This is a genomic window from Pseudomonas sp. EL_65y_Pfl1_R83, assembly GCF_963970695.1.
Taxonomy (GTDB): Bacteria; Pseudomonadota; Gammaproteobacteria; order Pseudomonadales; family Pseudomonadaceae; genus Aquipseudomonas; species Aquipseudomonas tritici.
Genome location: NZ_CAXAQI010000007.1, coordinates 247,651 through 263,400, shown reverse-complemented (window position 1 = coordinate 263,400; position 15,750 = coordinate 247,651). Strand labels below are relative to the sequence as shown.

The following is a 15,750-nucleotide window of genomic DNA, read 5'->3' as shown; positions in this document are numbered from 1 at the left end:
TTCCTATGTTTCGGAAGTGCCCATGCCTGCGCCGGCCCACCCTCATCACCTTCACCTGACCCTGGCCAATGGCTTGCGGGTTTCCTTGCATCATGCCCCGCGTTTGAAGCGTTGCGCTGCCGTTTTGCGGGTGTCGGCCGGCAGCCATGACGTGCCATTGGCCTGGCCGGGGTTGGCTCACTTTCTGGAACATGTGTTGTTTCTCGGCACCGAGCGTTTTCCCACCACAGAGGGGTTGATGGCCTACGTGCAGCGTCATGGGGGCCAAGTCAATGCGAGCACCCGTGAGCGCACCACGGCTTTCTTCTTTGAGCTGCCGGCGTCAACGTTTACGAGTGGCCTGGAGCGCTTGGCCGACATGCTGTCCCATCCACGCCTGGCGCTGGAGGATCAGCTACGCGAGCGCGAGGTGTTGCACGCAGAGTTTGTCGCCTGGTCCCAGGATGTCGGGGCGCAGCAACAAGTCGCGTTGCTGCAAGGCCTGGCCGCAGACCATCCGCTGCGGGGTTTTCATGCGGGCAACCGCGACAGCTTGCCGGTGGAGCGTGAGGCATTTCAGCAGGCATTGCGGGAATTCCACGCGCATTTCTATCAGAGCGGGCAGATGACGCTGAGCCTGGCCGGCCCACTGTCGCTGGATGAACTGCAAAGCCTGGCACAGCAGTTCAGTGAGCAACTGACCTCAGGACCTCTACGCCCACAATCTGCGCCACCGGCTTTGATGAAGGGTGAAGCGCGGAGCTATCAGCACATCGCCAATGACCACCTGCACCACGTCATCACTTGTGACGCGCCGCGTGAAGCACTGGATTTTCTCTGTGCCTGGCTGAATGCCTCGGCACCCGGCGGATTGCTGGCTGAACTGAAAGCGCGGCAACTGGCCAGTGCACTGCAGGCGTCGGTGCTTTATCACTTCGCCGGGCAAGCTGTGTTGGATATCGACGTCACGCTCAGCGCCCAAGATAAGTCGGCTACGCAGATAGAGGCGTTGCTGCACGATTGGCTGAGCTTTTTCGCACAGAGGGATTGGACTTCACTACGGGAAGAGTTCGCGCTGTTGGCCGTTCGTCAACGACAGGTCCAAGGCGCGCTGGCCTTGGCCAGACACGACAGCCAGGCTCTTTCGGAACAGGATGTCGTCGCCCTCAAAGCCATGCTTGGTTCGCTGCGGCTGCCACCCTCCGCGCACACTTGGCAACTGCCGCCGAACAACCCGTTCCTACGACCATCAGTCAAGGAAGAACGCGCCGGCCTGATTCGCGGCCAGACCAGCGCACACCGGGGGTTGCGCACCTTCGCCCAGGATCGCTCCCGCGGACGTCGGGAGGTGTCGGCATTGAACTTCAGCCAGGCGCTGGCGGATGACAGTGGTGAAGGTGCACTGTATTTGCAATGGCAGTCGGCCCCCACCGGCCTGGAGAGCGCATTGCAGGCGTTGCGTGAAAATGCGCGTCAGGCGGGTGTCGAATTGTCGTTCGAAAGCCTGGGCAATGACGCGCTGGTAAAAATGATAGGGCTGCTGGAACCCATACCCTCCGTGCTGGACGTGTTGGCGCAGAGTCTGATTCAACCGCAAGAGGCGCAACCTGCCTCACCGCCGATGATCGCCATTCGGGAGTTGCTCAAAGCCCTGCCCGCTTGCTGCACCGTTATCACGCCTCGTTCTGAATCGTGGGCCACCGCATGTTGGCAAGGCCTGGGACTGGGGTTTCCTGCCGCGTATGAGGCCGCTGTCAAAGCAGCAGCCGCCCGACTGCCCGGGCAACCCGCAAACATAAATCACAGGGTGCCATCCCTCAGCGGCCAACGTATCTGGCATGAAGTGAAAACCGACTCCAACGACGCCGCCCTGCTGCTTTTTTGCCCAACACCCGGTCAATCCCTGGCGGACGAGGCCGCGTGGCGACTGCTCGGCCATCTGCTCCAAGGGCCGTTCTACCAAAAGCTACGGGTAGAACTGCAAATCGGCTACGCCGTGTTCAGCGCCATCCGGCAGATAAACGGCCAGACCGGCCTGCTATTCGGCGTACAGTCCCCCAGCGTTTCCCTGGAAGGCATCGCCGAGCACCTGCAAACCTTCCTGGCGCAACTGCCAGCACTGATCAATGGCTGCGACGACCTCGGCAACCTGGATCTGGCGCAACAATTTTCAGCGCAGGCACTGCCCAATGCTCAAGCTGCCGACCTGCTCTGGCACGCCCATCTGGCTGGCCATCCGTCGGGTTATCTGGAACAACTGCAATCCCAGATCCAAGCCTGTAGCCTCGAAGCGTTGCAACTGGCCGCCCAGCAATTGAACGACGCCACAGGCGGCTGGCGCTGCGTCGCCAACGGCGCGCGCATTTCGGCTACCTGGCAAGCGGCAGACTGATCATTGCCGCCCTTGCAAAAGGCTTTTTCCACCAAGACAGCGCTAACTTTAAAATAATTGCGTAACATTCCCACGCATACCTGTGAACATCTCCGACTGGAGGTGGACTATATGTATTACTTGGTAGTGAACGTCCCATCCCTTCGTAGGAGTAAGAACATGACTTGGTCCAAACCTGCTTACACTGATCTGCGCATCGGTTTCGAAGTCACCATGTACTTCGCCAGCCGTTAATCCGCTGGGTAATACAACGCCTCGGTTCGCCCGGGGCGTTTTTGTTTTGAGCTTGATGGAGCGACCATGTTTGTCCAGATTTTAGGTTCCGCCGCCGGCGGTGGTTTCCCGCAGTGGAACTGCAACTGCGTGAACTGCGCTGGTTTGCGCGATGGCAGCCTGCGGGCGCAAGCGCGTACCCAGTCATCCATCGCGATCTCCGACGATGGTGTGAATTGGGTGCTGTGCAATGCCTCGCCGGATATCCGCGCGCAACTCCAGAGCTTCGCGCCGATGCAACCGGGCCGCGCCCTGCGTGACACCGGCATCAGCGCGATCATCCTGATGGACAGCCAGATCGACCACACCACCGGCCTGTTGAGCCTGCGCGAGGGTTGCCCGCACCAGGTGTGGTGCACCGACATGGTCCATGAAGACCTGAGCACCGGCTTCCCGCTGTTCACCATGCTGACCCACTGGAACGGCGGCCTGGCCTGGAACCGCATCGACCTGGACGCCAGCTTCAGCATCCCGGCCTGCCCCAACCTGCGTTTCACCCCGCTGCCACTGCGCAGCGCCGCACCGCCTTATTCGCCACACCGTTTCGACCCGCACCCCGGTGACAATATCGGCCTGATCGTCGAAGACCTGCGCACCGGCGGCAAACTGTTCTACGCCCCAGGCCTGGGCAAGGTCGACGCGCCACTGCTGGAAATCATGGCCGGCAGCGACTGCCTGCTGGTGGACGGCACGATGTGGGATGACGATGAAATGCAGCGCCGGGGTGTCGGCACCCGCACCGGCCGCGAGATGGGCCACCTGGCACAGAACGGCCCCGGTGGCATGCTCGAGGTGCTGGAGCAATTGCCCGAGCAGCGCAAGGTGCTTATCCATATCAACAACACCAACCCGATCCTTGATGAAGACTCCCCCGAGCGAGCGGAATTGGTGCGGCGCAATGTCGAAGTGGCGTACGACGGCATGAGCATTGAATTGTAGGAGCAGACAATATGACTGACGCACCGCTAACGCCCGCCGAATTTGAAGCAGCCCTGCGCGCCAAGGGCGCCTTCTACCATATCCATCACCCGTATCACGTGGCGATGTACGAAGGCCGTGCCACCCGTGAACAAATCCAGGGCTGGGTCGCCAACCGTTTCTACTATCAGGTGAACATCCCGCTGAAGGACGCCGCGATCCTGGCCAACTGCCCGGACCGTGAAATACGTCGCGAGTGGATCCAGCGTCTGCTCGACCACGATGGCGCACCGGGTGAAGACGGCGGTATCGAAGCCTGGCTGCGTTTGGGCCAAGCGGTCGGCCTCGACCCTGACCAGTTGCGTTCCCAGGAACTGGTGCTGCCCGGCGTGCGCTTTGCGGTAGACGCCTACGTGAACTTTGCGCGCCGCGCCAATTGGCAGGAAGCCGCCAGCAGCTCGTTGACCGAGCTGTTCGCGCCGCAGATCCACCAGTCGCGCCTCGACAGCTGGCCACAGCATTACCCGTGGATCGACCCAGCCGGTTATACGTATTTCCGCACCCGCCTGGGCCAGGCCCGGCGCGATGTGGAGCACGGGTTGGCGATCACCCTGCAGCACTACACCACCCGTGACGGCCAAGAGCGCATGCTGGAAATTCTCCAGTTCAAACTGGACATCCTGTGGAGCATGCTGGATGCCATGAGCATGGCCTATGAACTCAAACGCCCGCCGTATCACAGCGTGACCGAGCAGCGGGTGTGGCATAAAGGGATCACCCTATGAGCTTTGATCGCAGCAAAAAACCCACCTGGCGCCAGGGCTATCGTTACCAGTACGAGCCTGCGCAAAAAGGCCATGTGCTGCTGTATCCCGAGGGCATGATCAAGCTCAACGACAGCGCCGCACTGATTGGTGGTTTGATCGACGGCGAGCGCGACGTGACCGCGATCATCGCCGAGCTGGATAAACAATTCCCCGGCGTACCCGAGCTCGGCGAAGACATCGAGCAATTCATGGAGGTCGCCCGTGCTGAGCACTGGATCACCCTTGCCTGAAAAGCCAGCCATCGGACTGCCGCTGTGGCTGCTGGCTGAGCTGACCTACCGCTGCCCGTTGCAGTGCCCGTACTGCTCCAACCCGCTGGATTTTGCCGAGCAGGGCAAGGAGCTGAGTACCGAGCAGTGGATCAAGGTGTTTCGTGAGGCTCGCGAGATGGGCGCCGCACAACTGGGGTTTTCCGGCGGTGAGCCGCTGGTGCGCCAGGACCTCGCCGAGCTGATCGCAGAGGCGCGCAAGTTGGGTTTCTACACCAACCTGATCACTTCCGGCATCGGCTTGACCGAGCAGAAAATCAGCGATTTCAAGAAGGCTGGCCTGGACCATATCCAGATCAGTTTCCAGGCCAGCGACGAACAGGTGAACAACCTGCTGGCCGGCTCGAAAAAAGCTTTCGCGCAAAAACTGGAAATGGCCCGTGCGGTGAAAGCCCACGGCTACCCGATGGTGCTGAACTTCGTCACCCATCGGCACAACATCGACAAGATCGACCGCATCATTGAGCTGTGCATTGCGTTGGAAGCGGACTTTGTCGAACTCGCCACCTGCCAGTTCTACGGCTGGGCGCAGCTCAATCGTGTGGGGTTGCTGCCGACCCGGGAACAGCTGGTGCGCGCCGAACGCATCACCAATGAATACCGCGCCAAGCTGGAAGCCGAAGGCCACCCATGCAAGCTGATCTTCGTCACCCCGGATTACTACGAGGAGCGTCCGAAAGCCTGCATGAACGGCTGGGGCAGTATTTTTCTGACAGTCACGCCAGACGGCACCGCCCTACCCTGCCATGGCGCACGACAGATGCCGGTGCAATTTCCCAACGTGCGTGACCACAGCATGCAGCACATCTGGTACGACTCGTTTGGCTTCAACCGCTTTCGCGGTTACGACTGGATGCCCGAGCCGTGCCGTTCATGCGACGAAAAGGAAAAAGACTTCGGCGGCTGCCGTTGCCAGGCCTTCATGCTCACAGGGGATGCGAGCAATGCCGACCCGGTGTGCAGCAAGTCCGAGCAGCACGGCATCATCCTGCAGGCGCGGGAAGAAGCCGAACACGCGACCCAGACCATCGAGCAGTTGGCCTTTCGCAATGAGCGCAACTCACGGCTCATCGCAAAAGGCTGACGGCCTCAGCGCTTGGCGATGATGTACACCGCGTGGATAACGCCTGGGAAGTAACCGCACAGGGTCAGCAAGATGTTCAGCCAGAACGCGCCGCCGAGACCCACTTGCAGGAACACACCCAGTGGCGGCAGCAGAATGGCGATGATGATACGAATGATGTCCATGGGTAAGCTCCGAAAAATCGGCTCGTGCGAGCCGTGTAGCTAATCGACCTTGGGCGTTCGTGAGGGTTCAGTGGGATCTGGCGTTGGGCCATCCAGACAAAAAAACGCCCCCAACCAAAAGAATCAGGCTGGAGGCGTCGCGTAGACCGCGAGACGGTTCAGGAATAGGGATTAAACGGCGATGCCCTTGCGGCATTGCAACTGCCCGGTGCGCACCCGGGAAAAGGCACGGGCCAGGCGCAGGAGCATTTCGTCGATGTTACTTTTGCTCACCGTCAGGGCCGGGGTGAAACGCAGGCAGTTGGGTTGTGGGGCGTTGAGGATCAGGCCTTCATGCAAGGCCGCTTTTACCACCGCATCCGCAGAATCATCCGACAGCGTCAGGCCCCACATCAGGCCGTGGCCGCGCAGTTGGCCATGGTCGTAGCGATAGGCCAGGCGTGTCAGGCCTTCGCCGAGGTAAAGGCCGGACTCACGCACCTGCTCTAGAAAGCCGTGGTCCAGTACCGTATCGAGTACCGCCAGCCCGGCCGATGCCATCAACGCATTGCCATGATGGGTGCCTTCCAGTTCGCCCACCTCAAAACAGCAGGCTTTACCGCGAGCCAGCAGCGCGGCGAGGGGCACGCCGCCGCCCAGGCCTTTGCCGAGAGTGATGATGTCGGCACGTACGCCGTACTGTTGTTCGGCGAGCAAGGTGCCGCAGCGGCCTATGCCGGTTTGCACCTCGTCGAGGATCAGCAGGATCCCCAACTCGCGACAAAGCCTCTCGACCCCTTTGAGGTAGTGCTCCGTCGCAGGGATCACCCCGGCTTCGCTCTGGATCGGCTCGAGCAGGATGGCGACGGTTTGCGCATCGACTGCCGCATGCAGGGCCGGCAGGTCGTTGAAGGGTACGTGGCTGAAACCTGGCAACTGTGGTTCAAAACGGTTTTCAACAGTGCCCGCCGACGCCGACATCGCCGCAAAGCTGCGACCATGGCAACCACCGCTCACGCTGATGATGCGGTAGGCGCCACCGCGATGCAGCTGGCCCCATTTGCGCGCCAATTTGATCGCGGCTTCAACGGCTTCCGCACCGCTGTTCAGCAGATACGCCTGGTCACTGCCGGTACGGTGGCACAAGCGTTCGGCGAGGTTGAGTTGAGCGCGGTTGTACAGGCCGCTCCCCGGGTTGATCAGCGCCTGGGTCTGGTCGGCCAGCGCCTTGATCAACACCTGCGGGCTGTGGCCTAGGCTGTTGGCCGCGTTGCCCTGGCTGAAATCCAGGTAGGCACGGTCGCCACTGTCCCACAGCCAGGAACCCTGGCCGCGCGCAAATACTTGCGGCGATCGCCTTAGGGAGGGCATCAGGGATTCACTGGAAGGATTATCCCTGGGCGTCTCCAGCATCAAATCATCCAGGCTCGGCGCAGGGCGACGAAACAGATTCATAGCTCACCCCCAATAGCAACCGGACGTTGGTCGGTACAACGTGCCGATACGGCCTGGAGGTTTTTTGTCTTGCCTATGTAAACGCTATCAACATCAACGCTGTTCATTGCCCGATCCGGCCCTGTAAGCCCTGCGAATAGGCGCTAGACTAGGCGTCTCAAGGGCCAACGGCCATTTCGATTTTCCAGCTTTTTCGATAAGTAAGCCTTATGGATTTCAAGCAACTGCGTTATTTCGTCGCGGTGTATGAGGAAGGCCACGTAGGCCGTGCTGCGGAGCGCTTGTCGATCTCCCAACCGGCGCTGTCCCAGCAGATTCGCCACTTGGAACAGAACCTCGATGTGAGCCTGTTCGAGCGCAGCAGCAAGCGCCTGCTGCCCACCCTGGCTGCCCACACGTTGTACAACCATGCTCTGCCGCTGATCGATGGCATGCAGCAAGCCGTGGAGGCGTTGCGTAACTTCAAGGGCCAGGCGATGCGCACCTTGGCCATTGGCGTGCTGCAAACCGTGCACACCAGCCTGGTGCCGCAGATGCTCGAGCGCGTGCGCAAGGCCCAGCCGCACTTGGTGGTGCAGATCTACGAGTTGACCGGGATTGAGATTGAACGGCGATTGCTCAACGGTTCGCTGGACATCGGTATCAGCTACTTGCCGCCCCGCCAGCCGGGGCTGCACGGCGTGTTGTTGTATGAAGACGAATTGAAGGTGGTCATCCCGGAGGATCATCCCCTGCGCGAATTCAAGAAGGTCTCGCTGAAGCAGGCGGCGGAGTTACCCATGTTGCTGCTGGGCGAGGAGTTCCAGGTCAGGCAGATCTGGCAGGGCCAACTGGCCAACCTCGGCCGTCGCCCGCAAGTGCAGGCCGAGCTCAATACCATGGTGGGGATTCTCGACAGCTTGCCTCACACAAAGCTGGCGACAGTACTGCCGGGGCGCTCCCAGGACGAACACAATAGCCAGGCGCTGTTGTGGAAACCCTTGAGTGAACCCAGGGTGGCGCTGAAAGTGGGCTTGGTGTGCCGCGACGTGCAGCGCCAGCAGGCGACGGTGGCGTTGCTGCGCACCTTGCTGGAAGACGTGATGAATGCGCCGCAGGCACCGGCATGACTTTTTCGCAGGCAAAAGAAAACCCCGCCTAAGCGGGGCTTTGCAGACTGTTTCCCTGACATCCATTTCACTCCGCCGTCCTGGCAGAATCCTACGTGTCCGTGTTGTTGCTTTGCGCTTCCTGCGCGACGTCCATGTGAAGTAGATTAGCCGTGGATCCAATATGGCGATAGAGGACGAATAGCAGCACGTCATGTAAGAGAATGCTTACATGCCCTCCAATCCCTTAGAACAGGGCTTCATCCAGCAGAAACAGCGATTCGCTGCCGGCTTTTACCGACGCACTCAGCGAATGGATACGTGGCAACAGGCGCGCAAAGTAGAAGCGCGCGGTGCCCAGCTTGCTGGCGTAGAAGTCTTCTTCAGCCTCCTTGCCCAGCGCCGCCTTGGCCATGCGCGCCCACATATAGCCGTAGGCCATGTATCCAAATGCATGCAAATACTCAACGGACGCCGCGCCGATTTCATTCGGGTCTGTTTTGACGCGATCCAGCACCCAGGCGGTCAGTTCATCCAGGTCATCCACTGCCGCACTTAGCGGTTTGGTGAATTCAGCCAGCTCGGCACCGGCCGAGGCAATGAACGCGCGGATCTCATCGGCAAACAAGGTGTAGAACGCCCCGCCGCTGCCGACGATCTTGCGCCCCATCAGGTCCAGCGCCTGGATGCCGTTGGTGCCTTCGTAGATCTGGGTGATGCGCACATCGCGCACCAGTTGCTCCTGGCCCCACTCGCGAATATAGCCGTGGCCGCCAAACACTTGCTGGCCGAGCACCGTGGTTTCCAGGCCCAAGTCGCTCAAGAACGCCTTGGCCACTGGGGTCAGCAACGCCACCAGGTTATCCGCACGTTCGCGGGCAACGGCATCGTCGCTGAACTTGGCGATATCCAGTTGCGTCGCCACGTAGGTGGAGAAGGCACGGCCGCCTTCGTTCGCGGCCTTCATGGTCAGCAGCATCCGGCGCACGTCCGGGTGCACGATGATCGGGTCAGCCGCTTTTTCCTTGGCCTGCGCGCCGGTCGGCGCACGGCTTTGCAAGCGGTCACGTGCGTATTCAATGGCGTTCTGGTAAGAGCGCTCGCCGGACGCCAGGCCCTGGATACCCACACCCAAACGCTCATAATTCATCATGGTGAACATCGCCGCCAAACCACGGTTCGGCTCGCCCACCAGATAACCCACGGCTTCGTCGAAGTTCATCACACAGGTCGCGGACGCCTGGATCCCCATCTTATGCTCGATCGAGCCACAGCTCACCGGGTTGCGTGCGCCCAGGCTGCCGTCGGCATTCACCATGAACTTCGGCACCAGGAACAGCGAAATCCCCTTGGGACCGGCCGGCGCATCCGGCAGCTTGGCAAGCACCAAGTGGATGATGTTGTCGGTGAGGTCGTGTTCGCCACCGGTGATAAAGATCTTGGTCCCGCTGACTTTGTAGGAACCGTCCGCCTGCGGCTCAGCCTTGGTACGGATCATCCCCAAGTCGGTACCGGCATGGGACTCGGTCAGGCACATGGAGCCTGCCCATTCACCGGAATACATCTTCGGCAGGTAGGCGGCCTTGAGTGCTTCGCTGGCGTGCGTGGCAATCGACACGCAGGCGCCGGAGGTCAGCATCGGGTACAAACCGAATGCCAGGCTCGACGAGTTGATCATCTCTTCGACCTGGGCTGACACAGCCTTGGGCATGCCCATGCCACCGAAGGCAGGGTCGCCACCTACGCCAACCCAACCGCCTTCGGCGTAGGTTTTGTAGGCCTGCGGGAAACCGTCCGGCGTAAACACCGCGGTGTTGTCCCAGCGGCAACCTTGTTCATCGCCACTGCGGCTGAGCGGGGCGATGGATTTGGCAGTGACCTTGCCGGCTTCTTCGAGGATGGCCTCTACGGTTTCGGCGTCAACGGTGTCTGCCAATGCCGGCAATTGGGCCCACGTGTCGGCGACCTCAAAGACTTCGTTGAGGACGAAGCGCATATCACGCAGCGGCGCTTTGTAATCAGCCATGGCAAACCTCGTAAGAACGTGAAAGTGATTCGGTAGGATCGGTTTTACAGGCTCCGAGTGTACCCGAACAACTTTTCAGACACATAGGGTCCACTTGTGACTGATAGGTATTTTTAAGTCATCACAGCGAAAATGCCTCCGCGGGCAGACTCATCAGGCATTCGCTGCCCGCTTCCACAGCCGCGCGGTGGGTGGCGGTACGCGGCAGCAGGCGCTTGAAGTAGAAGTCGCAAGTGGCCAGCTTGGCCTTGGCGAAATCAGCGTCTTGCTGGTCAAGGGCAGCAATCGCCATGCGCAGCCACAGGTAAGCGAGCACCACGTAACCGCTGTACATCAAGTAATCCACTGCCGCCGCACCGACTTCATCGGGGTTCTTCATCGCGGCCATACCGACCTGGGTGGTTAGTTCGCCCCATTCACCGTTCAGTTGATTGAGCTGCGCTACATAGGCCCTGAGTTGCGGATGCTCGGCCTGCGCGGCGCAGAACTTGTGCACGATTTTGGTAAACCCGCGCAGCAACTTGCCCTGACTGCCCAGCACCTTGCGCCCCAGCAAGTCGAGGGCCTGGATACCGTTGGTGCCTTCATAGATCGGCGCAATCCGCGCATCCCGGGCCAGTTGCTCCATGCCCCATTCGCGAATATAGCCGTGGCCACCGAAGACCTGCATGCCATGGTTGGCCACCTCCAGCCCGGTATCGGTCATAAAGGCTTTGCACAGTGGCGTGAGGAAAGCCAGCAGGTCTTCGGCGTCCTGGCGTTGGCCAGCGTCGCTGCTCAGGTGCGCGGTGTCGAGCAGTTGCGCGGTGAAGTAGGCCAGCGCGCGGTTGCCTTCGTTGAAGGCTTTCATGGTCAGCAACATGCGGCGCACGTCGGGGTGCACAATGATAGGGTCGGCAGCTTTTTCCGGAGCCTTGGCGCCGGTCAGCGAGCGCATTTGCAGGCGATCGTTGGCGTACTTGATCGCCCCCTGGAAGCTTGCCTCGCCGCTGCACAGGCCCTGCATGCCGGTGCCCAGGCGCGCATGGTTCATCATGGTGAACATGCAGTTGAGGCCTTTGTTCGCCTCGCCGATCAGGAAACCTCTGGCACCGTCAAAGTTCAGCACACAGGTAGCCGAGGCCTTGATGCCCATCTTGTGCTCGATAGAGCCGCAGTGCACCGCGTTGCGCTCGCCGGAATCGGCATGGAACTTGGGCACGATAAACAGCGAGATGCCCTTGGTGCCCGCCGGCGCATCCGGCAGCTTGGCCAGCACCAGGTGGATAATGTTGGTACTCATGTCGTGTTCGCCGGCAGAGATGAAGATCTTGCTGCCGGTGACCGCATAGCTGCCATCCGCCTGAGGCACGGCACGGGTCTTGATCAGGCCGAGGTCGGTGCCGCAATGGGCTTCGGTGAGGCACATGGTGCCGGTCCATTCGCCGGCGGTGAGTTTGTTCAGGAACGTATCTTTTTGCTCGGCGGTGCCATGGGCGTGGATCGCCGACATTGCGCCGTGGGTCAGCCCTGGGTACATGCCCCAGGAGGTATTGCTGGAGCCGATCATTTCGCTGAGCACCAGACCAAGTGACTGCGGCAAGCCCTGGCCGCCATAGGCCGGGTCCGCCGCCACGCCGTGCCATCCGCCTTCAACGTACTGGGCGAACGCTTCCTTGAAACCCTTGGGCGTGGTGACGACGCCATTGTCGAAATGGCAGCCTTCTTCATCACCGCTACGGTTGAGCGGCGACAGCACGTTCTCGCAAAATTTGGCGCCTTCTTCGAGGATCGCATTGACCATGTCCGGGCTGGCGTCGGTTGCACCCAACGCGGCGTAGTGGCCGTGGAAATCAAATACGTTGTCGATCAGAAAGCGCATGTCGCGCAGGGGAGCTTTGTAGTCAGGCATGGCGATGTCTCCGGCAGCAGATGGTTTAACCCTACTGCCGGCCACGGCTCTCGACAATCACTGTAGGGCTGCTGAATACAGCACCATTACTCAACCGGCAGCGCTTTCCCGCACAGCGCCACGGCGGGTCTGGCCAGCGGCGACCACACAGTTACGCCCGGCGCCCTTGGCGGCGTACAGCGCCTGGTCGGCAGACTTGAGGACTTCCTCCGGTGTGCGCTGCTCAGCCTGGCGTTCGGCCACGCCGATACTGATGGTCACCGAAACACTCGATGCGCCACTGCCCGCCCGTCGCTGGCGGCCTTGGTGGTCGTCCTGGGGGCGGTCCAGGTTGCGTAATTTGATAGCGTAATCGGCGATGATTACGCGGATTTCTTCCAGGTGCGGCAAGCATTCTTCCACCGTCTTGCCGGCGAACACCACGGCGAACTCTTCACCGCCATACCGGTAAGCGCGCCCGCCGCCGTTGACCTTCGACAGCTTGCTCGCCACCAAACGCAGCACCTGGTCGCCGACGTCATGGCCATGGGTATCGTTGAAGCGCTTGAAGTGGTCGACGTCGCTCATCGCCAGCACATAATTGCGGCCCAACCGCTGCATACGCTCGTTCAGCGCGCGTCGTCCCGGCAAGCCGGTCAGCTCATCGCGGAAGGCCATTTGATAGGCCTCGTGGGCGACGCCGGCGGCGATCATCAGCATCACCTGGCTGCACATGATATTCAGGGTGAACGGCAGGATGAACGTCTGCGGCAACATCCAGAACAACCCCAGCAAACCCACCAGTTGCGCGGCGTGCAGCGGGCGCGGCTGGTACCAGTATTGCGCGGCCAGGGTCAGGAAGCCGATCAGGAACATCGGATACGACAGTTGGATCAGGCTCATCCAGGCGCCATGCAGCACTGGCCAGCGAATCTCCGCCAACCAGTTCACCACCGCCACGGGGAAACTCTGCTCGAGTGCCAGCGCCACGCTGCCTATCGCCAGCAACACTGCGCCACGGGCGACGAAATCACGGAACAGGTGTGTCTTCTCCTGCCACAGCGCGTAAATGCTGAACAACAACGGCAACAACAGGCAGCACAGGTGAAACACCACTGCCGCGTCTTCGCGCACGCGGCCGTTGTCGCGGTAGAAGTCGGTCTGGGTATCGAGCAGGAAGTAGGCGATATACACCGTGATCATCAGGAACAGTTCACGCTGACGCCGGTACACCGCGCAGTACGAACCGCCGAGCAACAGCACCAAGGTCGGCAACACATTGAACAGTGACGTGAAGAAAACGTTGAGGTCTTTGATATATGCAGCCGAGAGCCCGGCCAGCAACAGCAGTAACGAAGGGAGAAAATGACTGAAACTGACAGCGGACACGCGCGACAAGGGTAAAACTCCGACCCGCAAAAAATGGTGGCAATATGCCTCTACGCAGACAGTTAAGCACAACCCGTCGCGCATATATCACATTGCCATCACTGTAACGGCAGCCGGCCGCAATCCCTGAGTGCTGTGCTGCGGTTTTTTATCGCGCACAAAAAAGCCGCTGCTCTTGTCACGGAGCAGCGGCTGTGGAAGTGAACCTGGTGAGGCTTAGTAAGCCAGGCCGAAGTCTTCTTCTTTCATGTCCATCAGGTTGTTGGCGCCCGATAGCATGGTGGCTTTATGGGTCTGGGTACGCGGCAGGATACGCTGGAAGTAGAAGCGCGCGGTCTGCAGCTTGGCGGTGTAGAACGCCTCTTCGGTGGTGCCAGCAGCCAGTTTTTCGGCAGCCAGGCGCGCCATGTCGGCCCAGAAGTAAGCCAGGCACGCATAACCGGAGTACATCAGGTAGTCCACCGAGGCGGCACCCACTTCTTCACGGTCTTTCATCGCGGCCATGCCGACCTTCATGGTCAACTCGCCCCACTCTTTGTTCAGCGCAGCCAGCGGAGTAACAAACTCCTGAACGGCTTCGTTGCCTTCGTTGGCCTGGCAGAACTTGTGGACGATCTTGGTGAAGCCCTTGAGCGCTTCGCCCTGGGTCATCAGCACTTTACGGCCGAGCAGGTCCAGCGCCTGGATACCGGTGGTGCCTTCGTACAGCATCGAAATGCGGCTATCACGAACGTTCTGCTCCATGCCCCACTCGGCGATGAAGCCGTGGCCACCGTAGATCTGTACGCCGTGGTTGGCAGACTCAAAACCGACTTCGGTCATGAACGCCTTGGCGATCGGGGTCATGAAGGCCAGCAGGCCGTCAGCCTGTTTCTTGGCTTCGTCGTCGGTGCCGTATTTGACGATGTCCACTTGCTTGGCGGTGAAGTACACCATCGCACGGTTGCCTTCGGCGAAGGCTTTCATGGTCAGCAGCATGCGGCGCACGTCTGGGTGCACGATGATCGGGTCAGCGGCTTTTTCCGGCGCTTTCGGGCCAGTCAGCGAGCGCATTTGCAGGCGGTCGCGGGCGTATTTCAGGCCGCCCTGGAAGCCGATCTCGGCGTGGGCCAGGCCTTGCAGCGCGGTGCCCAGGCGAGCGGTGTTCATAAAGGTGAACATGCAGTTCAGGCCTTTATTCGCCGGGCCGATCAGGAAGCCGGTGGCCGCGTCGAAGTTCATCACGCAGGTAGCGTTGCCGTGGATACCCATCTTGTGTTCCAGGGAGCCACAGGTCACCGCGTTGCGCTCACCCACCGAACCGTCGGCGTTTGGCATGAATTTCGGCACGATGAACAGCGAGATGCCTTTGGTGCCAGCCGGTGCGTCCGGCAGGCGGGCCAGTACGATGTGGACGATGTTGTCGGCCATGTCGTGTTCACCGGCCGAGATGAAGATCTTGGTGCCGGAGACTTTGTAGGAACCGTCAGCCTGAGGCTCGGCCTTGGTGCGCAGCATGCCCAGGTCGGTGCCGCAGTGTGGCTCGGTCAGGCACATGGTGCCGGTCCATTCACCCGACACCAGTTTGGTCAGGTAGGCCTCTTGCTGCTCTGGGGTGCCATGCTCGGAAATGGTGTTCATCGCACCGTGGGACAGGCCCGGGTACATGCCCCATGACCAGTTGGCTTCGCCAACCATTTCGCTGACTGCCAGGCCCAGTGACTCCGGCAGGCCTTGGCCACCGTGCGCCACGTCGTGGGCCAGGCTTGGCCAGCCGCCTTCAACGAATTGCTTGTAGGCTTCTTTGAAACCAGCAGGGGTCTTAACGCCTGACTCACTCCAGGTGCACCCTTCGATGTCGCCCACGCGGTTCAGCGGTGCCAGCACTTGTTCACAGAACTTGGCGCCTTCTTCAAGGATGGCGTCAACCATGTCCGGGGTAGCGTCCTGGCAAGCCGGCAGGCTCTGATAGTGCGCTTCATAGCCGAGCAGTTCGTCACGAACGAAGCGAATATCACGCAAGGGGGCCTTGTAGTCAGGCATAGCGATAAACCTCTG

Annotated in this window: 13 protein-coding genes; 7 read left to right on the top strand and 6 right to left on the bottom strand. The window is 60.6% G+C overall.

The window, feature by feature from the left end; all coding sequences use genetic code 11:
• The first annotated feature begins 22 nt into the window (after positions 1-22).
• The 6 genes from pqqF to pqqE all read left to right on the top strand — a co-directional run bounded on the left by pqqF (position 23) and on the right by pqqE (position 5,742).
• Positions 23-2,371 (top strand): pyrroloquinoline quinone biosynthesis protein PqqF, encoded by a 2,349-nt coding sequence (gene pqqF / locus AACY08_RS13150; protein ID WP_339469787.1) that lies wholly within the window; start codon positions 23-25, stop codon positions 2,369-2,371.
• A gap of 159 nt (positions 2,372-2,530) precedes the next feature.
• Positions 2,531-2,605, top strand: a complete 75-nt coding sequence (pqqA, locus tag AACY08_RS13145) for a pyrroloquinoline quinone precursor peptide PqqA (protein ID WP_003194766.1) — start codon at positions 2,531-2,533, stop codon at positions 2,603-2,605.
• 66 nt (positions 2,606-2,671) lie between these two features.
• Entirely contained in the window at positions 2,672-3,583 is a 912-nt protein-coding gene (gene pqqB, locus AACY08_RS13140) for a pyrroloquinoline quinone biosynthesis protein PqqB (RefSeq protein WP_339469786.1), read from the top strand.
• Positions 3,584-3,594: 11 nt separating this feature from the next.
• Positions 3,595-4,347: a pyrroloquinoline-quinone synthase PqqC gene (gene pqqC, locus AACY08_RS13135; protein WP_339469785.1), complete on the top strand. Its 753-nt coding sequence runs from the start codon at positions 3,595-3,597 to the stop codon at positions 4,345-4,347.
• Positions 4,344-4,619: a pyrroloquinoline quinone biosynthesis peptide chaperone PqqD gene (gene pqqD / locus AACY08_RS13130; RefSeq protein ID WP_339469784.1), complete on the top strand. Its 276-nt coding sequence runs from the start codon at positions 4,344-4,346 to the stop codon at positions 4,617-4,619. The genes pqqC and pqqD overlap by 4 nt, the downstream gene beginning before the upstream one ends.
• A complete protein-coding gene (gene pqqE, locus AACY08_RS13125) occupies positions 4,612-5,742 on the top strand; it encodes a pyrroloquinoline quinone biosynthesis protein PqqE (RefSeq protein ID WP_015886197.1) in 1,131 nt (376 codons plus the stop codon). Before pqqD ends, pqqE begins: the two co-directional genes overlap by 8 nt.
• Positions 5,743-5,747: 5 nt before the next feature.
• On the opposite strand, the gene AACY08_RS13120 is transcribed toward pqqE, so the two are convergent.
• Together AACY08_RS13120 and AACY08_RS13115 are read right to left on the bottom strand one after the other, a co-directional pair.
• A complete protein-coding gene (locus AACY08_RS13120; protein WP_049711246.1) occupies positions 5,748-5,906 on the bottom strand; it encodes a YqaE/Pmp3 family membrane protein in 159 nt (52 codons plus the stop codon).
• A 171-nt stretch (positions 5,907-6,077) separates the two neighbouring features.
• Positions 6,078-7,340: an aspartate aminotransferase family protein gene (locus tag AACY08_RS13115; protein WP_339469783.1), complete on the bottom strand. Its 1,263-nt coding sequence runs from the start codon at positions 7,338-7,340 to the stop codon at positions 6,078-6,080.
• Positions 7,341-7,549: 209 nt separating this feature from the next.
• On the opposite strand from AACY08_RS13115, the gene AACY08_RS13110 reads away from it, so the two are divergent.
• Complete coding sequence (locus tag AACY08_RS13110) at positions 7,550-8,449, top strand: LysR family transcriptional regulator (protein ID WP_339427682.1); 900 nt, start codon at positions 7,550-7,552, stop codon at positions 8,447-8,449.
• Between the two features lie 226 nt (positions 8,450-8,675).
• Here AACY08_RS13110 and AACY08_RS13105 read toward each other — a convergent pair whose 3' ends face one another.
• The 4 genes from AACY08_RS13105 to AACY08_RS13090 form a co-directional block, all read right to left on the bottom strand.
• Positions 8,676-10,454: an acyl-CoA dehydrogenase C-terminal domain-containing protein gene (locus tag AACY08_RS13105; protein ID WP_339469782.1), complete on the bottom strand. Its 1,779-nt coding sequence runs from the start codon at positions 10,452-10,454 to the stop codon at positions 8,676-8,678.
• 121 nt (positions 10,455-10,575) lie between these two features.
• Positions 10,576-12,345, bottom strand: coding sequence for an acyl-CoA dehydrogenase C-terminal domain-containing protein (locus tag AACY08_RS13100; RefSeq protein WP_339415383.1), 1,770 nt, complete (start codon positions 12,343-12,345; stop codon positions 10,576-10,578).
• Between the two features lie 90 nt (positions 12,346-12,435).
• Entirely contained in the window at positions 12,436-13,722 is a 1,287-nt protein-coding gene (locus AACY08_RS13095) for a GGDEF domain-containing protein (protein ID WP_339469781.1), read from the bottom strand.
• A 207-nt stretch (positions 13,723-13,929) separates the two neighbouring features.
• Positions 13,930-15,735 carry a phenylacyl-CoA dehydrogenase gene (locus tag AACY08_RS13090; protein WP_339415381.1) on the bottom strand — a complete coding sequence of 602 codons (1,806 nt, stop codon included), beginning with the start codon at positions 15,733-15,735 and terminating at the stop codon, positions 13,930-13,932.
• Between the last annotated feature and the right edge of the window lie 15 nt (positions 15,736-15,750).